The following is a 22,757-nucleotide window of genomic DNA, read 5'->3' as shown; positions in this document are numbered from 1 at the left end:
TCTGTCGTCTACATGCTTGGCACATCAATGACGTTACGCTTTATTGAGCTTTATAAGCGCCGCGACTCAATCACCCCTTCCACTTGAGTAAGCTTTGCCATTACCCGGGCTAGTCCATCGAGGTTATAGAGCTCCAATTCCAGCTCTACCGTGGCCGTTTGGGTCTTGATATCTGAAGATGAACTCATGGCCATTACGTTGGATTTCTCCGCCGCTAACACTGTCGTGATGTCTCGCAGTAAACCACTTCTATCATGGGCTACCACGCGGACCCTAAGACGGTAGCCCCCTGAGTAGTTTTCCCCCCAAATCACATCGACGGCACGCTCTGGGTGAACGCGCATTAGCTCTTTAACTTGCTCGCAATCGCTGCGATGCACGGAAATGCCGCGGCCCATGGTGATATAGCCAAAGATTTCATCCCCAGGCACAGGCTGACAACAGCGGGCAATATGGCTCAGTAAATTACCTACCCCATTAACTTCCACTTGGCCTTTACCGCTCTTACCCTTGCGAGGTTGGGCTTTTTTGATGATTTCTTCGACTAACTCTTGTTCACTATCCGGCGTCTTACGCACTTTACTTTCAATAAAGTTAACCACTTGGTTTAACTTTAGATCGCCGCCGCCAAGCGCCGCCAACATGTCATCCATGCTGTTTAAATTAAAGCGCTCCACCGCCACTTGGGCATCTTTAAGCTTAAGGGCAATGCGGGATAACTCTGTCTCCAACATTTCCTTGCCCGCTGGAATGTTTTTATCCCTATCTTGCTGTTTAAACCAATGCTGAATTTTGGAGCGTGAACGAGACGACTTAATATAACCAAGATTTGGGTTTAGCCAGTCGCGCTTAGGATTGGGGTGCTTAGAGGTGATAATTTCGATGCGCTCACCGGTTTGCACTTGGTACGTAAAGGGCACGATACGGCCATCGACCTTAGCGCCAATACACTTATGCCCCACTTGGGAGTGAACATAATAGGCGAAATCCAGCACGGTTGAGCCTAAGGGTAAGTCCACCACCTCACCTGTTGGGGTAAAGACATAGACTCTGTCTTCAAACACTTGGCTGCGCACTTCATCCACCAAGTTGCCACTTTCGGCCACATCTTCTTGCCACTGCAAAATCTTACGCAGCCAGTTAATTTTTTCTTCATAGCCGCTTTGCTTACCCGCTTGCGGGCCTTCTTTGTATTTCCAGTGAGCGGCCACCCCAAGCTCTGCATCTTGATGCATGGCTTCGGTGCGAATTTGGATTTCTACCGTCTTGCCTTCTGGGCCTACCACCACGGTATGGATAGATTGATAGCCATTAGGTTTAGGGTTAGCCACATAGTCATCAAACTCGCGGGGAATATGATGCCAAAGGGTATGCACGACACCTAACGCACCATAACAATCTTGCAGACGATCGGTGACGATGCGCACGGCGCGCACATCAAACAGTTCATCAAATTTTAGATCTTTGCCCTTCATCTTGCGCCAAATGCTGTAGATGTGTTTCGGTCTGCCATAGACCTTGGCGCGAATGTCATCGGCATCTAATCTTTGCTGCAACTGAGTCACAAACTTATCGATGAAGGTTTCTCGATCGAGGCGTTTACCATCCAGCTGCTTGGCGATGTCTTTGTAAGTGTTTGGGTGCAGATAGCGAAAGGAGAGGTCTTCAAGCTCCCATTTGAGCTGACCTATGCCTAAGCGGTTAGCCAGAGGCGCATAAATGTCGGCAATTTCTCGGGCCAGAAGCACTCGTGTTTCTTCATCGGCGTTTTTAACAGCCCTAAGCAAACACACGCGCTCGGCAAGTTTAATCACCACAGCGCGTACATCTTCAACCATAGCCAGCAGCATCTTGCGGATGTTATCGATTTGCGGCTCGCCGGAGCGATTATCTTTGCTGGCTTTCAAGGCGCCGATGGCATTCATGGTCACAACGCTTGAGACTAAACTCCCAAGTCTTGGGCCATAATCTTCTTCGACTTTAAGTTCAGTCAATTTGCCCGCATCCAGCAGCACGAACAGCAGCGAGGCCTGCAGGGTTTCTATGTCCATGTTAAGCGGCGCTAAAATCTCTATCATTTCGCGAGCACGCTCCATCACTTCTTGTCGCTCGGCGTTTGATTCAAAGCCAAGCGTCTCTAACTCAGTGATGAGCTTAAGTACAATTTGCGCATCCTCGGGATGTTCAATATAGCGGGCAACCCACTCATCTAATTGAAAATCCGGCGAATTAAAGTGTGCTTCACGAACAGAGACCATAGTCGTCTTCCTAGTACTTTAGGTACAATTTTTTTAATGTATAAAGCATAAAAAAGCTTTATCTTGAACATTCCAATTAGATTGTCAATCCCATCCCATTCAAGCGGATAAAATATAAGCTTTGGTGCACAAAACAAGTCAAGCAATGCCAATATTAAGTGCCGATAGTTAAGTGGCGATAGTTAAGTGGCGATAGTTAAGTGGCGATAGTTAAGTGGCAATTTCAAATAGCGCCATAGCTTCAATGTGGTGCGTCTGCGGGAACATGTCTATCATGGACAACTGCTTAAGCTGGTAACCTTGGCTGAGCAGCACGCTAGAGTCACGGGCTAAGCTTGCTGGGTTACAAGACACATAAACCACTTTTTTAGGTTTCATTTTCTGTAGCCATTGCAAGCTTTCAAACGCGCCGGCTCTGGCGGGGTCTAATAATAGCTTATCGATTTTCCCAAGCCATTTTTCATTTGAAAGGTCAGCACTTAAGTCAGCATGATAAAAGCTTAAGTTCGCCAGATTATTGCGCTTGGCGTTCTCCCGAGCTTGCTGCACCATTTCGGGCACGCCTTCTACCCCAATGACTTCTAGCCCATCTAGGTTCTGGCCTCGGTTTGCCAGCGCTAAACTGAAATTCCCCACGCCGCAGAATAAATCTAATACTCGCTCTCCCACTTGAAGATCAAGCCAATTGACCGCTTGCTCCACCATGCGCTGATTAACCTCGGCATTGACCTGCACAAAGTTACCCGGGGTAAATTGGCAACTGACTTGGCCTTGACTCAAAGCATACTCCGGCAAGGTTAGTGCTGATTGTTCAACTTGGGTAGCCCCCTCGTCTTCAGCAGGCGCCATAGTCATCACATCGGTTAGGGCGCCGCTGTCATCTTGCAGCAACAGATTAATGCCCTGAGTTAGGGCAAAGCTTGCCAAGGCCCGAATGTCGGCCGCAGGCAACACTTTAGTCACCCTTAATACCGCAAAGGTGCCGTTATCGGCTTGGGTTAATTCGAGATGGCCTAGACTTGCCTTGGCTTTAAGGCGCGCCAGTAATAGGGAAAACGGGTTGATCAGTGCCGATAATGGCTCGGCCAATACGGGGCATTGTTTAATGGGTACGATTTGCTTGCTACTGAGGGCGCGAAAGCCCAATTTTAAGCTCTTGTCGTTGTTGTTAAAGTAAGTGGCTAAACGCGCGCGGCGGCGATAATGCCAAGGCGGGGACACTAAAGGTGCTGCTTGCACTTGTGGGTCAATAACAGGGCTTCCAGAAAACTTCACCATCAATTCATTTAAGCTCTGCTGCTTATGATTTTGCTGGGCATCCAGGGCTAAGTGCTGCAAATCACACCCGCCGCAGTGACCGTAATGGGGGCAGCTGGCATCGGCCCGCTCAGGGCTTTGCTGCTCTATTTTAATCAGTTTCGCCTTAGCAAAACTCTTTTTTTGGTCGGTCAATTGCACCGATACCCGCTCACCTGGCAAAGCCTGAGGAATAAATACCACTTTACCCTGATGTTGGGCCATGCCTGCGCCAAGATGATCAAGTTGAGTGACGTTTAGACTAAGCTTAGGGGATAGCTGTTTAGATTTATTCGCTTTTTCTTTAAAAAATTGCGCCATTTAGGCCTCGAATATTAATAAATTACTAGTCAAGCGTGCGTCATTTCTGGCAGTCTAGACTGAATATCATTTCTTATGTGTTAGGGATCCAAGCCACGATTATGAAAAGCGCTAATAATCTGACCAAATACAGTCTGCGCTCTTGGGTCTTGGTACTGGCATTAGCCCCAACCGTACTGGTCGGCATCCTACTGGGCAGCTATTTTACCATAAACCGCTTTTATGAGCTCGAAGAGACCTTGATTGCTCAAGGTCGAAGCATAGTGGAGCCCTTAGCGATTGCCAGCGAGTTCGGTCTATTGGCTGATAACCGTGAAGTCACCAAGCGTTTACTGTCCGCATCTCAGCTGAGTAATTCTGCCCTTATTCGCTCCATTGCCATCTTCGATATTCAAAATCATTTGTTTGTGACGTCCCATTATCACAAAGATTTCGAAAGCATGCGTTATAAAGAAGCGCTGGAGCGTTTAAATCCAGATGAATTTGAGACCTTGGAAGATTCGCTCATCATACGTATGCCAATTGTCTCAAATACTGGCAAGGCTGGCATCAACTTATTTGCCCAAACTGGCACAGCCAGCCCCAATGCCCACCCAGGAACTAGCCAGGCCGTCCCCGCAGCAAGCATGGAAACCAAAGAGGGCCAACAATTACTGGGCTACATTGCCATTTTGCTCAATAAAGAGAATGCCTTATTGGAGCAACACAGGGCCGCCATTGCCGCCTTCGTTATTGTGCTCATTGGGGTGCAGTTCAATTTATTCTTCACCTTCCGCTTAGTGAAACACGTAAACTTCCCCATCACCGAGATGGTGCGGGTGGTGGCAAAAATTCGTGAAGGCAAGTTGGATGCTCGCTTGGATGGCAACCTTATCGGTGAGTTGGACTTATTGAAACGTGGCATTAATGCCATGGCAGGTTCTTTAAGCGAATACCATGATGAAATGCAGCAGAATATCGATCAGGCAACCTTCGATCTCAGGGAAACCTTAGAGCAGATTGAAATACAAAACGTCGAACTCGACTTAGCCAAGAAACGCGCCCAGGAAGCGAGCCAAATTAAATCTGAGTTCTTGGCCAACATGTCCCATGAACTGCGCACCCCTCTCAATGGAGTAATAGGCTTTGCAAGGCAACTGATTAAAACCCCACTGCATGCCAGTCAGCTGGACTACATTAAAACCATCGACCGCAGCGCCACTAACCTCCTAGGCATTATCAACGACATTTTAGACTTCTCTAAACTTGAAGCTGGCAAGATGGAATTGGAAAAAATGCCTTTTTCACTGCGTGAAACTGTCGCCGAAACCATCACCATCATAGCCCCTAGCGCGCAAGCTAAAGGGCTTGAGCTAGTGATAGACATAGATGAAAATGTCCCTGAGCACGTCAGCGGCGATGCCATGCGTGTCAACCAAATCATCACCAACCTTGTGGGCAATGCCATTAAGTTTACCGACTCAGGCAGTGTGGTGTTTAAAGTAATTCTGGTGGCTGAAACGGACGATAGAGTGACCCTGCGCTGTGAAGTCATAGACACAGGGATTGGCATAGATGACAGTCAGCAAGAATACCTGTTTCAAGCCTTTGGCCAAGCCGACTCCTCCATATCGCGCCGTTTTGGCGGCACCGGACTCGGTCTTGTTATCACCAAGCGTTTGATCAATAAAATGGGCGGCCAGATAGGCTTTACCTCAAGCAGTGAAAAGGGATCAAACTTTTGGTTTATTCTGCCCTTAAATTTGAGTCAATTTCAAATCGGTGAAGTCTTACCTATGGACGTGTTGCACGGCAAATCTGTGCTCCTGTACGAGCCGCGCACCTTAACCCGTGAGACGCTTAACCGGCGTTTAATTTCATGGCAATTGTCACTAACCAGTGTGTGCAGCATAGATGAACTCACCCAGACCTTAGCCAAGCCCGAACCCCATTATGATTATGCCCTTATCAGCTGCCATGGATTCGATACCACCCAAGCCTTAGGCCAGCAATTGCAACAAGCCAGATCTAAGGCCACTAGCCTTATCCTGTTGCATGACTGCTTTGAGCACGAAACCATGGTCAGTCAATTGCGTAACAGCGTCGATATCTTGGTTATCACGCCCATCAGCGATTACGCCTTGGCAAGGCAGTTGATATACCCACCAGCAAAAAACCTCATCATCCCAGAGCTTGCACCAGAGCAAAGCTATCAAAGACAACGCATGTCCGTGCTCGCCGTTGATGATAATCCGGCAAACCTTATGCTTATCGATACCTTGCTGCAAGAAGTGGTTACCAATGTAGTTACCGCGAGTCGAGGTGAAACTGCGGTCGAGCTTGCCAAGGGCCAACAATTTGATCTGATTTTCATGGATATCCAAATGCCTGGCATAGATGGACTCGCGGCAACCAGGCTTATTCGTCAAGCCTCGATGAACCGCAACACCCCTATCATAGCGGTCACGGCTCACGCCTTGTCGGAAGAGAAAGAGAGTATTCTTAACAGTGGTATGGACGGTTATTTACCTAAACCTATAGATGAAAATTCCCTTAAGGCCGTAATTGAGCGTTGGGTCAGCAAGCCTAAATTTACCCATTTTGATTTACAGACCCTAAACTGGGAAATGTGTCTCACCCAAGTGAATCAAAAGCAAGATTTGGCCTTAGAGATGCTCAGGATGCTGGTTAAATCCCTGCCTGAGACCATAGAACACCTAGAACACGCCTTAGAGGAACAAAGCCAAGACAAGATGCTGTACACAGTTCACAAGTTGCATGGTGCGAGCCTCTACTGCGGCGTGCCTAATACTCAGAAACTCTGTCATGCGCTCGAGTCCTCACTTAAGAAATTAACGCCCATTCTTGATCTCGAACCGGAAATACTAGAGTTACTTGACGAGTTAACTAAGGTAGAATCGGCAGCAAATCAAGTGATAACACAGCTATCAGCGGATATTAACCATGACCAATAAACAAGGTTTTTTCAAACGCCTTAAAGCCCTCTCGCTGCCACAGAAGCAACTTTTTTCTATCGCCCTGTGCCAGCGCATGCTGCCTAACTATCAACTTTTTAGTGAAGTCTGTGAGTTTGGTGAGCCAAAAGTATTATCTACCGCCTTAGAATTGTTATGGCAGTCTCAGTACGACAAGAAACTTAAGTTTAATATAGACGTGCATCTACAGCGCCTCGAAGACAACACCCCTGATCCGAGTCAATTTGAAGCTTATGGTGTCTATCCCGCCATGGATGCTGCGGTCGGTATTGGTATGTTGATGGCCGCTATTGATGGCAAAAATGAAGAAGACATCATTAATATCAGTAAATTATCATCGAGCACTGTGGCCAACTATATTGAAGCCATTAGCGATGTTAGCCTAGCCGATGATGCCTTGGATGACTATGTGTTTGCCCACGAAGTGATGCAAGAAGAAAAAGAACTGCAAGATGCCTTATTAGCTATCATAGAAGCGAATCCTGATATCAATGCCGAGCTTGTCAAAGGCCTGCGCAAAGATGTCATCGAAGCGGGTGTGTCTAATATCGGCATCAGCTTATAACGAGCACAGGGTCTAGTTAACTCGCTATTCCATGAGGTGCATAACTGGCTTATGCACCTCACTTAATCGAATTGGTATCATTTTAAGCAGGACCTAGCAATGAGCCCAACTCTCACCCCCATAGCCGCAGTTTTTGGCATTATGCTACTTGGGGCCATAGTTCAAAAAAGTAAACTGCTCCCCAGCGACAGCGACAACATACTCAATCAATATGTGTACTATGTGGCGTTTCCCGCCATCATGTTTATCGCCTTAGCCCAGACCCCGTTCGCCTCCATTACTCAGTGGGGTTTTATCTGCGCCTTAAGCCTTAGCATGGTGTTCACCTATGTGATTGCCCTAGGGCTATCTTATTGGGCCAACCCTGAAAAATCGGCACTTGCCGCGATCCGGGCCCTGAATGCCACCTTTGGCAATACCGCCTTTATTGGCATTCCCTTACTGGGCATGTTATTTCCCGATGACAAAAGTGCCTTAGTGGCTGCCGCTATCGCCAGTTTATTGTCTGTTGTCATGTTTGCCTTTGCCTTAGTGAGCATAGAAATCGCCACCAGTAAGGCATTAACGGGCAAAAAAACTGACCAACATCAGATCCAAGCCTCCCATCCTTTAATGATCATGCTGCACGCGCTAGGCTCAAACCCCATAGTGATTGCCAGTGCCTTGGGGGTTGGAGTCTCTGCAGCCGCCCTAAATCTCCCCGAGAGCCTCAGCCAGATGTTGCACCAAGTGGGTAACACTTCAAGCCCTTGCGCCCTCTTTGCCATAGGCATGGTGCTTACCAAAGCCATGCACAGAGACTCAGGTAGCCTTCGCTGGGATAAGGCATTCATCATAGAGCTTAATCTGATTAATTTTCTTAAGCTCATCCTTCAACCTTTAACGGCCTATGCATTACTCAGCCTATTTAAGGTTGAGGGTCAATGGCTCACCATGGGAGTGATTTTAGCGTCATTGCCTACAGCGGCGAGCGTGTATTTATTGGCTCAGCGCTATCAAGTTCACACATCCCAGAGCGCCTTTGCCATCTTGATAAGCACAGTGCTAACCTTCATCAGTTTGCCTATCATTGAAAGCCTGTTATCTAAGGGGTTTTAATTCACCTTCTCCAAATTCAGCCGCCTATGACGGACTGATAAGCCAATTTGCAAACTATTATTTAACTAAATTAAAAAAAATTTCCCCCTGTGTCAGCCCTTTGGCTGACGTCAATAACTTGCTCGTTGAGCTATTCCACTGAGTCACATCACTTTTTAACACAATTTTAACACGCCTTAATCCTCGACATTGAAGTGTCAAAAAAGTGTCTGAAAAATCTTTTTTTATGCCATTGCAAAATGCTCAATTGACCACCAGAATCATTGCCATATGACAAATACGTCAACTAAAAGTGGTAGCAAACATGGCATCTAACTCCTATTCATATCAGCTTTTATTCAGTGCAATGCTACTGCTCAGTGCATGTGGTGGTGGCTCGGATGATAGCGCATCTGAACCAAATTCTGCCCCCATCACCCCGCAGCCAACAGCCCAGGCTCCTGTAGTGAATGTCATTCCGCTGGCAAGCCCAGCTCGCCAAGGTACGGCGATTACCATCAGCGTTACGGCAAGCGATGCCGATGGCATCAAGAGTTACTTATGGCAACAAATTGCAGGACCAAGCCTTGTTTTGAGCAAGACAGATGAAGCGAGTTTAACCTTCACCCCAGTGGTGACTGATGTCATTCGCTCAGATCAGTACAGTTTCAGGGTGCAAGTGACAGATAATCAAGGCAATAGCACCAATGCTGATATTGACGTAGAAGCCAAGCGCGCCATGACAGATAAACAAGCGGGACGTTTATTGCATCAAGCCACATTAGGCCCCACTAGTGCTGACTTAAATCACGCCACCGGCATTAGTGAACACGAATGGATAGCCCAGCAGATAGCCCTGCCCGCTAGCCTACATTCGCCTTTGTTAGAAAACTACCCTGGCAAGGATGCCCCCGCGCAAATTAATCGTCTCGATGCCTGGTGGAAAGCCTCACTCACGGCGCCGGATCAATTGCGTCAGCGCGTGGCGTTCGCCTTAAGTGAAATTTTTGTGGTCTCAGATGCGAACAACGCCTTGAAGAGTGAGCCTGAGGGCATGACAGGCTATTATGATTTACTGCTTCAGCACGCCTTTGGCAATTACCGCGATTTACTCGAGGCGGTGACCTTGTCCCCTGTGATGGGCAGTTATTTAAGCCATTTAGGCAATGAAAAAGCCAATACAGAACTCAATATACGCCCCGATGAAAACTTTGCTCGCGAGGTCATGCAGCTCTTCACCATAGGCCTTAAGCAATTAAATCTCGACGGTAGCCCAATACTGTCAAGCACAGGTGAGCCAATAGCCAGCTACAGCCAAACAGAAATAGAAGGCTTTGCCCATGTGTTTACCGGCTGGACGTTTGCCGCCAGTGCCCGTTGGAATAGACCCAGCCGTAATTTCGTTCTGCCCATGGAGCCTTGGGAGGATTTTCATTCCCAAGAAGAAAAAAGTTTACTGAATGGAACTGTCCTTGCGGGCGGGCAAGCGGCCAAACAAGATTTAACCCAAGCCTTAGATAATCTGTTTGACCACCCCAATGTGGGGCCTTTTATCGGTCAGCAGCTTATTCAACGTTTAGTCACCTCAAACCCTAGCCCGCAATATATTCAAAGAATTGCCCAGGTATTTAATGATAACGGTCAAGGTGTTCGCGGTGATTTGGGCGCCACCATTAGCGCTATCTTGCTCGATGATGAGGCCCGTCAGACCATTGGAAGCTTGCAATATTTTGGTAAAATTCGTGAGCCTTTACTGCGTACAACCCACCTGTGGCGCGAGCTTAACGCAGCAAGCCCCAGTGGACGTTACTTTACTTGGTCCTTAGATGACAGCCACGGTCAGACGCCGTTAGGCTCACCTTCAGTGTTCAACTTCTTTAGGCCCGATTATCAAAGTGCCGATCTCCTGCCGTTAGATTTAGTCGCCCCAGAGCTTCAAATCGCCAATGACGCTGCCTTGATTGGCCAATTCAACAGCCAATACGGTGGGCTTGTGTGGAACATCAAGGAGCTGAGTCAAAATCCTAGCGAAAATCGCATTATGGTAAGCCTGCAAACTCACGTGGATATCTTGCAGCAACAGGGGCTTGAAGCACTGCTCAACCACTATGACAGGGTGTATTTCAGCTCCTCTATGACGGCGGAGTTCAAGGAGCGTTTAAGGCAAATCCACGATATTTGGAAATCATCATCTCAGTATCAACAAGTGGCTTACCTCTTGTTTACCATTACGATTTCACCCGATTATCTAGTGCAGTACTAATTTTGAAAGATCCACAGCCCCTTGGAGCTAGCATGAATAACTTTACCCGACGCGATTTCCTCTCACTCTGTCTTAAAGGTTCGGTCTCCATGGCGGCCTTAAGCAGCCTGCAACTGCAGGCCATGACTGGCATGGTCAATAGCGGTCAACTTAACGACTACAAGGCGCTAGTCTGTGTGTTCCTGTTTGGCGGCAGTGATTCATTGAATATGCTTATCCCGTTAGAAGGTGAGCCCCTCAAGGCCTATTTAGCCAGCAGGCAAAACCTAGCGGTAAGCTCCCCACTGGCGTTATCTCCCACAAGCCCTGTGGATGGCGGCATTGGTTTTCACCCCGCCCTCGCCCCCTTGGTGCCGATATTTAATCAACAGCGACTGGGGGTCGTTCCCGCTGTGGGCAGTTTAATTAGTCCCTTGAGCCTGAGCCAATACCAACAAGGCGGCGCACAAGTCCCTAAGTTTTTGTTTTCTCACAACGATCAGCAAGCCACTTGGATGCAAGGCCGGGAAAAATCTAGCCTAAATTACGGGTGGGGCGGCCGATTACTTGAGATACTAGAGCAAAACACTAACTTTGCCGCCAATATCTCCCTTGGAGGTAATAACTTGTGGCAAACTGCGCCCAACACCCGCCCTTTTGCCATGAGTCAGTCTGGGGTCACTAAGATACATGCCTTTAATGGCGGCGGGAATAAAACCTTAGCGTTTAGAGCACAGCTGGAGCAAATGCTGGCCGCGGCTAGCCATCCATTGGGGGCCAGTTACAGCGACAAATTAAGTCAATCTATCACCAATACTGAGATGCTTAACCTAAGCCTAGCCAATGCCACTAATCTGGATAATCTCTTTAGTGATACGTCACTATCGAATCAACTTAAAGCCGTGGCTAAGACCTTATCTGTGCAGCCACAGCTTAATGTCGGCAGACAAGTGTTTTTCGTGACAATGGGAGGGTTTGACACTCACGACAACCAAGTCACCACGCAACCGGCCCTCTTAGGACAGCTCGCCCAAGGGTTAGCAGAGTTTGATGCCGCCCTCAGCCAGCTTAATTTACAGGACAGTGTAACAAGCTTTACCATGTCTGATTTTGGCCGCACCTTAAGCTCAAATGGCGATGGTACAGATCATGGCTGGGCGGGCAATCAACTGGTGATGGGCGGGGCGGTAAAAGGCGGCGAGATCTATGGGCAAGTGCTGCAGCAAGCATTAAAGAGTCAATATGATGTGGGCGGTGGCAGGCTTATTCCCCAAATAGCCAATGAGCAATACTTTGCTACCTTAGCCAATTGGTTTGGTGCATCCAGTAGTAGCCTGAATGATCTTTTTCCTAATCTAAGCAACTTTAACCAGCAAACACTGCCCATATTTGCCAGCTAGTGATAAATAATCATTCAGACGAGCAAAATTTACCGGTATAAAGAAAAGCAGCTAACTCAAGTTAGCTGCTCCACTGGCTTCATCCATGGGTTGGATTGAAAAAGTCGGTATGACTCCTTCATACTTTTTACTTGTGCATCGTCTTGCTAAACATGCCTTTTCTTGTGATGGCATCATAGATAACACCCGGCAATAGGCAAGGCAGCCCCACGGCTATAATTAACAGGATGAAACTGATCTTATCTAATCGTGTTTGGGAAATCGTGCTGCTAAAAATGGCATCACGTAAGTGATGAACCCATTGTATCGCCTCACTGTCCACCCATAATAAATATAGGCCCAATGACAATATTGGCACTAATAGGCTTAAGTGGATGATATTGGCCTGAGTGCTGCTTTTTTTAAACCAATGCTTCAACCAGTTGTTTGCCCCGCTGTTATCAGTGCTTGGGTTACCCATAAGGTCATCGCCAGTGTTAAGCGTCGAAGGAGACTTAAGTCCACCTTGTGAGTCAGCACTCACATTGCTTGCTGTAGGCTCATCGATATCCGCCTTAAGCTCATCAATGCTCATTTCAAACACAGAAGCTAAAGATTTAACCGACTCCAATGAAGCCGTTCCTGATTTTTCAATCCTCTGTATAGTGCGTAAGCTTAAGCCCGTGACTTCCGCCAAATGACTTTGACTCCAGGCCCTGGCTTCGCGCTCTGCGATAAGTAGATCTTTTTTTAATTCCATATTCACTATTACATTATCTGAATTCATTAGTTGGCACTCTATTTAATAATAAGTGCATGAATAATAAGTAAACAACCCACACTTGGGATACGACAAACCTATGACATACCTGCGCAATAACTATGACATACCTGGACAAACCTGCGAAATAATCCTGTCATCGCTATGACAAAAACGGCAGAACCATCAACTCATCATAAAATAGGGTTCACTTAGGCCATTGTCATTTGGCGCGCAGAGGCTAGGTAGTTATATTCTGCAAGATATAAAGCTGTAGGTATTTGCCTCACTGACTCTAGCCTGTTTAGCATTAGTGAACAAGTTGAAAACGTTAGATTATTTTAAAAAAATCGATGAATGATAACCCTTACAGACCTAAATCAAGCTGGGCGCCGTAAAAGGAAGGCGCGTGCTCATTGACTTGGTTATCACTCAGGCCCACACTCACCCCCAATAAGCGAATGCCACGGCCTTGACTGCGGGCTAACGCTTGGGACAGTAACTCGTAAAACAAGTTAATGTTTAGCTCATCACTTCTGTGCTCTATGGTGGTTTGCTTAAAGTCTGAAAACTTAAGTTTCACCACTTGCTTGTGAATTTGCCTCTGTTTAGCGCTCTTAGCACAGCGGCTGCCCAGCTCTTGAATAAGCCCTGGCAGAATTTGATGGCATTGCTCTAGGCTATAAATATCTTGGGCTAAGGTGGTTTCTACCCCTACAGATTTTCGCAGCCTATCCATACTCAGGGCCCTAGGGTCTATGCCATGGGCGCGATCGATTAACACAACGCCAAACTTACCAAAGGCATGGATCAGTTTATCTTTTGGGTATTGCTGCACATCTTGGCAATTAAGCAGGCCCAAGGCTTCGAGTTTGGCTGCGGTGACCTTGCCTACCCCAGGAATTTTAATTAAGGGTAAGTCTTTCACGAACGCCGGGATTCGTTCTGGGGTAATCAAGTATTGGCCATTGGGTTTATTTAAATCTGAGGCAATTTTGGCTAAAAATTTAATCGGTGCTATGCCGGCTGAAGCCGTGAGCCCTGTGAGTTCGAATATCTCTTCACGTATGGCCTTCGCCATCAGGGTAGCGCTGCCTTTACAGTGAGGGCTGTCTGTGACGTCCAGATAGGCTTCATCCAAGGACAGGGGCTCTATGATGTCTGTGTAGCGGGCAAACACGCTACGTATTTGCGCTGAGACTGACTTGTAGACGTCCATCCGACCTGGCACTAATACCAAGTCAGGGCAAAGCTGCAAAGCCTTGTGGCTCGACATGGCCGAGCGCACCCCAAATTTTCTTGCCTCATAATTACAGGTACTGATGACACCTCGGCGATCACTTCGGCCACCCACGGCCAAAGGTTTTCCTTTAAATTCAGGAAAGTCACGCATTTCAACGGCGGCAAAATAGCAGTCCATATCGATATGAATGATCTTACGCATAGGTTAATCACAGTAATGAGGGAAACTCATATTACTGTATAAAAAAACAGTGATCAACTGCTATCGTGCCGAGTTACTTTTTGCTTTGAAAGTCTTTAATGCTCTTCTTGTTCATGCTGCGTCGATTAGCCTGTTTATCCCTTGGGGCACGCTTAGGTTTGTCGGTATGACGAGCATTAGCCGCCGTTTCTGGGGCAGGTTTATCTGTGACAGGAAACCCTGCTAAAGCATCGAGCCTTAGCGGTCTTTGAGTAAAGGCTTCTATTGCCTCAAGGTATTGAGACTCCCCATGGCACACCAGCGAAATCGCTAAGCCTTTAGCCCCTGCACGGCCGGTGCGGCCAATACGGTGCACGTAGGTGGCCCCAGACTCTGGCAAGGCAAAGTTAATCACTTGGGGCAACTCTGACAAATGTATCCCTCTTGCCAGTAAATCTGTGGCCACTAGCACTGTGACTGTGCCTTGCTTAAATTCTGCCAGTGTTTGCTCACGGATGTTTTGCTCTTTATCACCATGGAGGGCTTTGGCATTCAGCCCTGCCTTGTTGAGCTTTTTGGCTAGGCTGTCGGCATCATCCTTACCATTAATAAAGACTAAGGTCTGCAGCGATGGCTGTTTAATGCCTGTTTGTTTATTGCCTGCTTGTTTCAGCGGGGCATCTTTTAGCAGAGCGATCAGCGCCTGAGCCTTGCTGCCTTTATTGACTAAATAGGCCCGCTCTTCGATTTCTGCCACTTGGGTACTGGCAGCCTTGGCTTCAATCCGCTGGGGTTTGTACAGCAAACTGTCGGCAAGTTCTCTCAAGGGTACTGGCAAGGTCGCCGAAAACAGCAACTTTTGGCAATTAGCGGGTATGAAGGCGATAATTTTTTGAATGTCAGGCCAAAAGCCCATTTCCAATAAACGGTCAGCTTCATCGAGCACTAAGTGTTTGATGTCACTTAAGCTCACGGCTTTCTCTTGCACTAATGCCAGCAGCCGACCAGGGGTCGCTATCAACAGCTGTGGCCCCTGCGCTAAGGCATCAATTTGCTTATCTAGGTCAGCGCCGCCGCACACTATGGCGCTAGTCAGGTTTAGCTTCATCGCCACGGTATTCAGCTCATGATGAACTTGCTGAGCTAGTTCTCTGGTGGGCACTATGACTAAGGCACTGGGCTTATCTTGCGCCACGCTTTTCTCTTTTGCCTGCAACAACAGCTTTTCTAATATTACCAAGCCAAAGGCTAAGGTTTTACCGCTACCCGTCTGGGCTAATGCCAACACATCCTTACCCTTAAGCCCCGCTGGAATGGCAAGTCGCTGAATGTCTGTGGCACTGACAAGTGCCTTAGGTAAAGCAGTGACTAACGCCTTAGTGAGCCCAAGCTGGCTAAAAGATACAGATTGAGCAAGCTTAGCCTGTTGCGGGGGCAGATGGTTTAACGAAGACGAGGTAGGTTCAGATGGCGAGCTGTTTTCACGAGGCATTAGATGATCAATATATTCAAGGAAGCAAGCTTGGCAGTCTACCCATTAAGGCATAAAAAAACCACTCATCATCTGAGTGGTTTCTTAGGTTTGGCTGAATAACTAAAAGACTTAGCTATTTAAGTCTTGAAAGAACTTCTTCACCCCATCGAAGAAACCTTCAGCCTTAGGGCTGTGTTTCTTAGAGGCTCCCGCCCCTGTGAGGCTGGCTTCAAATTCGCGCAGTAGCTCTTTTTGCTGCTCGCTCAAGTTAACCGGGGTTTCCATCACGACTTTACAAAGCAAATCGCCGATAGCATGACTGCGAACCGACTTAACCCCTTTGCCACGTAAACGGAACATGCGACCAGTTTGGGTTTCAGTTGGGATCTTAAGGCTGACTTTGCCGTCTAATGTCGGCACTTCAATCTCACCACCTAAGGCGGCTTTACTGAATGAAATCGGCACTTCACAGTAGAGGTTATTGCCATCGCGAGTGAAAATTCCGTGCTCGCGCACGCTCACTTGGACGTACAAATCACCTGCTGGGGCACCAAATTCTCCCGCTTCACCTTCACCGGCTAAACGAATTCGATCACCGGTATCAACGCCAGCTGGGATTTTAACCGATAAAGTTTTGCTCTTCTCGACCCGGCCTTCACCGTAACACTTGCCACAAGGATCTTTAATGATCTTACCGCGGCCATGACAGGTCGGACAGGCTTGCTGCACGGCGAAGAAACCCTGGCGCATCTGCACTTGGCCTTGACCATGACAGGTACCACAGCTTGAAGCCGAGGTGCCCTTTTTCGCGCCACTACCATCACATAAATCACAGGCCGCTAAGGTTGGAATGCGCAGCTCTTTGGTGAGTCCGCGAACGGCCTCTTCCAAAGATAACTCTAAGTTGTAACGTAAGTCGCTACCACGAGCCGCTTGACGTTGACCACCGCGGCGACCACCACCAAAAATATCACCGAACACATCACCAAAGATGTCACCGAAATCACCGCCACCATGACCACCACCGCCACGGTTAGGATCGACGCCTGCATGACCAAACTGATCATAAGCGGCTTTCTTATCGCCATCGGTCAATATTTCATAGGCTTCTTTGATTTCTTTAAAGCTGGCTTCAGCCGCTTTATCACCTGGGTTTCTGTCCGGGTGAAATTTCATGGCTAAGCGCTTATAGGCTTTCTTGATGTCACGCTCACTCGAATCGCGACCCACACCTAATACTTCGTAATAATCTCTCTTTGACATAGTGTTGTTTTTCTCGAATATCCCAAGATAAGGGGCTAAAACTTACCTTAGATTAATTGGACAAACGGGCGTTAGAGGTAGACCTCAACGCCCGTAGTAGTGAAGCTAACTGTAAAAACAGTTAATTACTTCTTGTCGTCTTTAACTTCTTCGAACTCAGCGTCTACTACGTCGTCATTGCTTTGACCGGCATCTTTCGCTTGGGCTTCTTCGCCGCCTTGAGCTTGAGATTTAGCTTGAGCGATTTCCATCAGCTTAGCAGAGGCTTCGATCAGCGCCTGAGTCGCTTTTTCGATGGCTTCAGCATCTTTGCCTTTAGTCGCTTCATCAACCGCTGCCATAGCCGCTTCGATTTTTTCTTTCTCGTCACTTGCTAATGCATCACCAGCTTCGGTCACTTGCTTCTTAGTTGCATGTACTAGGCCATCGGCTTGATTACGTGCTTGAACTAAGGCTTCAAACTTAGCGTCTTCATCGGCGTGAGCTTCAGCGTCACGTACCATTTGTTCAACTTCTTCATCCGACAGACCAGAAGAGGCTTTAATGGTGATGTTTTGCTTCTTACCGGTTTTCTTGTCAGTCGCTGACACATGTAAGATACCGTCAGCATCGATGTCAAACATCACTTCAACTTGTGGTTGGCCACGTGGTGCAGGCTCAATACCTTCAAGGTTGAATTGACCTAAAGACTTGTTAGCACTCGCTTGCTTGCGCTCACCTTGAAGCACGTGAATGGTCACGGCGCTCTGGTTATCGTCAGCCGTTGAGAACACTTGCTGCGCTTTAGTCGGGATAGTGGTGTTCTTGTCGATAAGCTTAGTCATTACGCTACCCATGGTTTCGATACCAAGAGATAGTGGTGTAACGTCAAGTAGCAATACGTCTTTAACTTCACCAGACAATACGCCAGCTTGAATTGCAGCGCCCACAGCAACCGCTTCATCTGGGTTAACGTCTTTGCGTGGCTCTTTGCCGAAGAAGTTTGTTACCGCTTCTTGTACTTTAGGCATACGAGTCTGACCACCGACTAAAATCACTTCGTTGATTTCAGAAACAGACAAATCAGCATCAGCAAGGGCAACTTTAAGTGGCTCTAAGGTGCGTTGGATTAAATCTTCAACCAAAGACTCTAACTTAGTACGAGTCACTTTAACCACTAAATGCTTAGGACCTGATGCATCGGCAGTGATGTACGGCAAGTTAACTTCAGTTTGGTTGGTGCTTGAAAGTTCAATTTTTGCTTTTTCAGCCGCTTCTTTAAGACGCTGCATCGCCAGCGGGTCTCTACGTAAATCTAGACCTTGATCTTTCTTGAATTCATCAGCTAAATAGTTGATTAAACGGTTATCGAAATCTTCACCACCTAAGTGGGTGTCACCGTTTGTGGCCAGTACTTCAAAGGTCTGGTCGCCATCGTTGCTGTCGATTTCGATGATAGAGATATCGAATGTACCACCACCTAAATCGTATACTGCAACTATATTGTCGCCTTGCTTCTTGTCGATACCGTAAGCAAGCGCAGCCGCTGTTGGCTCGTTGATGATACGCTTAACTTCAAGACCTGCGATACGGCCAGCATCTTTAGTGGCTTGACGCTGTGAATCGTTAAAGTAAGCCGGTACGGTAATAACCGCTTCAGTCACTTCTTCACCGAGGAAATCTTCAGCTGTCTTCTTCATCTTTTTCAAGATTTCAGCAGAAACCTGTGGTGGTGCCATCTTGTTACCACGTTGCTCAACCCATGCATCACCGTTATCAGCGCCGATAATTTTGAATGGCATGATATCAACGTCACGTTGAACTTCGTCATCTTTAAAACGGCGACCGATAAGACGCTTAATGGCAAAGAAAGTGTTGTTGGGGTTAGTCACAGCCTGACGTTTTGCAGGTTGGCCAACAATGATTTCTTCATCGGTATAAGCGACGATAGAAGGCGTAGTGCGATCACCCTCTGCGTTTTCTAGAACACGTGCTTTACCGCCGTCAAGGACAGCCACACATGAATTTGTTGTGCCTAAGTCGATACCAATAATTTTGCCCATGAGGTTCTCCGGTAGTTCAATTTAATTTTGTTTACTGTTTATGGATATGGGGCGCGGGGTTGCGCTTTTCAAGTGCGCAAGCCTGATTTAATGAATGCCGCTCATATCTTCCTTAGTACCCTATATTGGGACAGGGGAATCGAATACAAGGGTTAAAGTAAAAAATTATCTAAAATGATTAAACAAAGTGTCACTCATGCCATTGATAGGTTGAAAATACAGCAAAATCGCATTATAACTAAGGAGGTGTTGACGGATTAATCACTATAAGATTAGGAGGACACATGGCAACTGGACTGCCCAGATGGAAACTCTCGGAGCAAACCGAACATAAGATAAGAATGGTGGCTCTGCTGATGACCGCCAGTATCATTACTTTTGAAAAATTCTACGGAGATAGCTCAACCCAATACCCGGCCATGTACCTTGCCATCTTTATCTGGCCCGCGGTCTACTTCACGAATAAAGTTCAACGAAAATACTTCACGTACGTAATGGAATACGCCCAAGCCATTCGCTTGGCTTCTGTAATGATGAGCCTGGCTTTTTTAGGGGTATGGGGAGTCACAACGTTTAACCGCATTACCTTAGGGGCCATCTCAAACGCCCACATTTATTCCCAATAAGCTTTTATCCTGAACGCTTGCTTGCCTTCAACAACAAAGCGCCAGTCACGGCATGACTGGCGCTTTGCTATGGCTGAGTTTTGTTTCAACCGAGCTTTATTTCGACTGAGCTTTGTTTTAACTGGGCTTCCTTTCAACTGCGTGTTCGACGCCATTAGCTCAACTGCCAACGGGCTAACTTGCTAACTTGCTAACAGTCCAGCACCACCATGTCATTGCGGTGCACCACGGCATCGCCATAATCATAACCTAGAATCGTTTCAATCTCATCGGAATGCTTGCCGCAAATTTGACTGACATCTTTAGCACAATAACGACTTATGCCTCGGCCCAAGGTTCTACCTTGAGTGTCGACGATACGCAGGGTCACCCCACGAGCAAATTCTCCTTCTGCTCTAATAATCCCTTTAGACAATAAACTGCGGCCTTGATTAATGACCGCGTTTGCTGCGCCATCATCAATGACTAAGCAGCCCTTGGCGGCGGGACCTGCTAATATCCACTGTTTACGACTCTCAAGCGGGCTGTCGATGGCGCTAAAATGAGTGCCGACAGATTCTTCTTTATTAACGACTTTAATGATCACATTTTCATGATGACCAGAGGCGATAACCACTTCAATTCCCGCATGGCGAGCAATGTCTGCAGCCTCAAGCTTGGTGGCCATGCCACCCGTGCCAAGAGCTGTACCCGAGCCACCCGCTAACAATCGCAGGCTATCATCGATATTTTGCACTTGAGCAATCAGCTTAGCGTCAGGATTTTTCCTTGGGTCACTGTCGAACAAGCCTTTCTGATCCGTCAATAAAATAAGCAAGTCCGCGTCACACAAAAGCGCCGCCCTGGCCGATAAATTGTCGTTATCACCCACTTTAATTTCATTGGTGGCGACCGCATCGTTCTCATTGATGATGGGTACTATATTGCTACTTATCAGCGCATTGATGGTATCGCGAGCATTGAGGTAGCGCTCCCTATCTTCAAGATCTGCACGGGTCAACAGCAGTTGCCCCACATAAATGCCATAGAGGCTAAACAGTTGCGACCAAGCTAAAATCAACTGACTCTGGCCCACAGCGGCTAATAACTGTTTATGGGCCATGGTGTCCGGCAATATGGGGTAAGACAAGTGCTCGCGCCCAGCGGCTATGGCGCCCGAAGTACACAAGACCACTTCCACGCCCGCTTTCATCAATACTGACATCTGCCGAGCCAGCTCCACCATGTGCGCCTTATCCAGCTTTTTACTGCCAGAAGTCAACACAGACGTCCCCAATTTAATCACCACGCGGCGATACGCCATAACTCACCCTCACCCATTAAGTCATACAATTTCACTGGCTCCGATTTGTCACGCTTCAAGCGTTTCTTCGGATTAATCCGTAAGTTCAGCTCCTACTCGCGGTAAATCCTATACTCCCGCTTATAGTTCCTTCACGTTACATAAAAAATAATAACACAGGGGAGAGGCGTCCATGCCACCATATTTGGCGGACCATTTGTAGAAGATAGCGGAGCTCATTCCGTGCTCACGGCACAGTCCCTCAACTGGCGTACCAACTTCAGTTTGCTTAAGGCTTTCTAGGGTTTGGCTGTCGCTAAATGTTGATATTTTCATGTTGAAGGTTCACTAATTTTGACAACGCCTAGTCATTTTTGCGCGCTGTTCAACATGTATGATGCTTTGATAACTGTAAACAAACCTCTTCTGGAAATATATAAAGATACAATATGCAGTAGTAACAATGATGATGCCAAACCTAGTATTCCTCCCAGATTATTGCCAAGCATTATCATCGGAATGCCCAAACCAACGAACCTTATAAAGTTGAGGCGCATAGCTTCGCGAGGGGAGTAAAGCACATTTAATAACTGAGAAAACAAGATCACTGTGCTCTGAATTGCTGTACCAAGAATCCAGAGAGCTACAAACATCAATAATGTCTGGTCTAACTTCCCATCTAATGTTGAAAATGAATTAAAAAGGGTCAGTGACCCAAATAATATACTAACCAAGATGACACCAATCCCAAGCAGAAATTTAGTTCCCTGATGAATATATTCATCTATCAAAGAGGTATTTGAATTCATTTTCATTTTGTTAATTTCGGGTATCATGACGCTGATAAACGCAGCTGACAACATCAATATTAATTGTTCTATGCGGGTTAGGTAGGCATATATTTCGATAGTTTTTTCTCCTTGCTGAGCGAGTATTTTAGTCAACACGAAAATAAACACGACCGCCATAGATTGGCTTAGGCACGTTGTATAGAAGATTTCGGCAAAGCGTTTATAGATAGCACCAAAATCCAATGGAGTGTCATGTGCTTTACTCTTTTTTATGTGGGAAAACAGTAATACTGATAAACCGCTAAATGCTAAAATTGCAATCGCAGCATTAGAATAAACAACACTTTTGAGTGGCTCAATTTCAGTTTTAACACCAATTAGCCAATAGCTAATGCCAAAACCGACTACACAAGCCAGAATTTGTATCAGGCTTGACGATTTATACCTTCCGACAACTCTTAATATTTGCCCAAGTAATACTATAGTGTATTGGAACGGGAGCCAAAAAATAAGGCTTACTGTAAAAGCATGTAATTTTATTCGGTATCTCTCCGCATCGAACCAGAGTATCAGAGGATCGAGTAACATCATCAAAAGCAATGACATAACGACCCCAAGTATAAGTGCAGCCAATAGAAAAAATGGCAAAACCTTGGCATATATATGCCCTTTTTCCATCCACGTTGATGCTGTTCCCATGACAGCATTTGTCAATGCTAATGCAATTACGTTGGCGAGAATGATAATCGGAAATACTAGTGCAAATGCTTGTAAACTTTCAGCACTGTGCAATTCGAGCAACCAGCTATCCCACAGTGCCTTAATTGAAAAAATCCCGATAGAAATGAATATTGGAAGTCCGTTTGTTATCCAATGTCGGTAATTACTGGTGTCTACCATTCGCGTTTTCTCATTTTATAATTCAAAGATTATCTTTCAACCTTCAGTAATAATTATTACTGAAGGTGACGCATTGACTGCTG

Annotated in this window: 15 protein-coding genes and 1 pseudogene; 6 read left to right on the top strand and 10 right to left on the bottom strand. The window is 46.8% G+C overall.

From position 1 onward, the window contains the following. Positions 1-50: 50 nt before the first annotated feature. Positions 51-2,258 carry a GTP diphosphokinase gene (gene relA / locus SDEN_RS06200; RefSeq protein ID WP_011495639.1) on the bottom strand — a complete coding sequence of 736 codons (2,208 nt, stop codon included), beginning with the start codon at positions 2,256-2,258 and terminating at the stop codon, positions 51-53. A 210-nt stretch (positions 2,259-2,468) separates the two neighbouring features. Next, on the bottom strand, positions 2,469-3,875 hold the full coding sequence (gene rlmD / locus SDEN_RS06195) for a 23S rRNA (uracil(1939)-C(5))-methyltransferase RlmD (protein ID WP_011495638.1): 1,407 nt from the start codon (positions 3,873-3,875) through the stop codon (positions 2,469-2,471). 101 nt (positions 3,876-3,976) lie between these two features. Between rlmD and barA the strand changes: the two genes are divergently transcribed. The 5 genes from barA (at position 3,977) to SDEN_RS06170 (ending at position 12,134) form a co-directional block, all read left to right on the top strand. Further along, positions 3,977-6,829: a two-component sensor histidine kinase BarA gene (gene barA / locus SDEN_RS06190; protein WP_011495637.1), complete on the top strand. Its 2,853-nt coding sequence runs from the start codon at positions 3,977-3,979 to the stop codon at positions 6,827-6,829. Then, positions 6,819-7,415 (top strand): YjaG family protein, encoded by a 597-nt coding sequence (locus SDEN_RS06185; RefSeq protein WP_011495636.1) that lies wholly within the window; start codon positions 6,819-6,821, stop codon positions 7,413-7,415. Before barA ends, SDEN_RS06185 begins: the two co-directional genes overlap by 11 nt. Positions 7,416-7,514: 99 nt before the next feature. Then, on the top strand, positions 7,515-8,513 hold the full coding sequence (locus tag SDEN_RS06180; protein WP_011495635.1) for an AEC family transporter: 999 nt from the start codon (positions 7,515-7,517) through the stop codon (positions 8,511-8,513). Between the two features lie 304 nt (positions 8,514-8,817). Then, a complete protein-coding gene (locus SDEN_RS06175) occupies positions 8,818-10,755 on the top strand; it encodes a DUF1800 domain-containing protein (protein WP_011495634.1) in 1,938 nt (645 codons plus the stop codon). A 32-nt stretch (positions 10,756-10,787) separates the two neighbouring features. After that, positions 10,788-12,134, top strand: coding sequence for a DUF1501 domain-containing protein (locus SDEN_RS06170; protein WP_011495633.1), 1,347 nt, complete (start codon positions 10,788-10,790; stop codon positions 12,132-12,134). 127 nt (positions 12,135-12,261) lie between these two features. On the opposite strand, the gene SDEN_RS19745 is transcribed toward SDEN_RS06170, so the two are convergent. From SDEN_RS19745 to dnaK, 5 genes are all read right to left on the bottom strand, one after another. Continuing rightward, a complete protein-coding gene (locus SDEN_RS19745) occupies positions 12,262-12,900 on the bottom strand; it encodes a helix-turn-helix domain-containing protein (RefSeq protein ID WP_011495632.1) in 639 nt (212 codons plus the stop codon). 340 nt (positions 12,901-13,240) lie between these two features. Continuing rightward, positions 13,241-14,317: a DNA polymerase IV gene (gene dinB, locus SDEN_RS06160; protein ID WP_011495631.1), complete on the bottom strand. Its 1,077-nt coding sequence runs from the start codon at positions 14,315-14,317 to the stop codon at positions 13,241-13,243. A 73-nt stretch (positions 14,318-14,390) separates the two neighbouring features. Continuing rightward, the gene (locus SDEN_RS06155) at positions 14,391-15,788 is read right to left on the bottom strand and encodes a DEAD/DEAH box helicase (protein ID WP_011495630.1); all 1,398 of its coding nucleotides are present in this window, start codon (positions 15,786-15,788) and stop codon (positions 14,391-14,393) included. Positions 15,789-15,899: 111 nt separating this feature from the next. Next, complete coding sequence (gene dnaJ / locus SDEN_RS06150) at positions 15,900-17,033, bottom strand: molecular chaperone DnaJ (RefSeq protein ID WP_011495629.1); 1,134 nt, start codon at positions 17,031-17,033, stop codon at positions 15,900-15,902. Positions 17,034-17,158: 125 nt separating this feature from the next. Continuing rightward, complete coding sequence (dnaK, locus tag SDEN_RS06145) at positions 17,159-19,075, bottom strand: molecular chaperone DnaK (RefSeq protein ID WP_011495628.1); 1,917 nt, start codon at positions 19,073-19,075, stop codon at positions 17,159-17,161. Positions 19,076-19,359: 284 nt separating this feature from the next. Here dnaK and SDEN_RS06140 point away from each other — a divergent pair, with 284 nt between their 5' ends. After that, positions 19,360-19,701 (top strand): hypothetical protein, encoded by a 342-nt coding sequence (locus SDEN_RS06140; RefSeq protein WP_011495627.1) that lies wholly within the window; start codon positions 19,360-19,362, stop codon positions 19,699-19,701. A gap of 190 nt (positions 19,702-19,891) precedes the next feature. Here the strand turns inward: SDEN_RS06140 and proB are convergent, their stop codons facing one another. The 3 genes and pseudogenes from proB to SDEN_RS06130 form a co-directional block, all read right to left on the bottom strand. Beyond that, positions 19,892-21,004 carry a glutamate 5-kinase gene (proB, locus tag SDEN_RS06135; protein WP_011495626.1) on the bottom strand — a complete coding sequence of 371 codons (1,113 nt, stop codon included), beginning with the start codon at positions 21,002-21,004 and terminating at the stop codon, positions 19,892-19,894. 162 nt (positions 21,005-21,166) lie between these two features. Continuing rightward, positions 21,167-21,319 (bottom strand): annotated as a pseudogene (locus SDEN_RS21015) (transposase); the annotation flags it as partial. 32 nt (positions 21,320-21,351) lie between these two features. Then, a complete protein-coding gene (locus SDEN_RS06130) occupies positions 21,352-22,674 on the bottom strand; it encodes a hypothetical protein (protein ID WP_041405707.1) in 1,323 nt (440 codons plus the stop codon). Positions 22,675-22,757: the final 83 nt, after the last annotated feature.

Source organism: Shewanella denitrificans OS217 (genome assembly GCF_000013765.1).
GTDB classification, from domain to species: domain Bacteria; phylum Pseudomonadota; class Gammaproteobacteria; order Enterobacterales; family Shewanellaceae; genus Shewanella; species Shewanella denitrificans.
The sequence above is the reverse complement of the archived record's forward strand: the minus strand, read 5'-3'. Positions and strand labels throughout refer to the sequence as shown.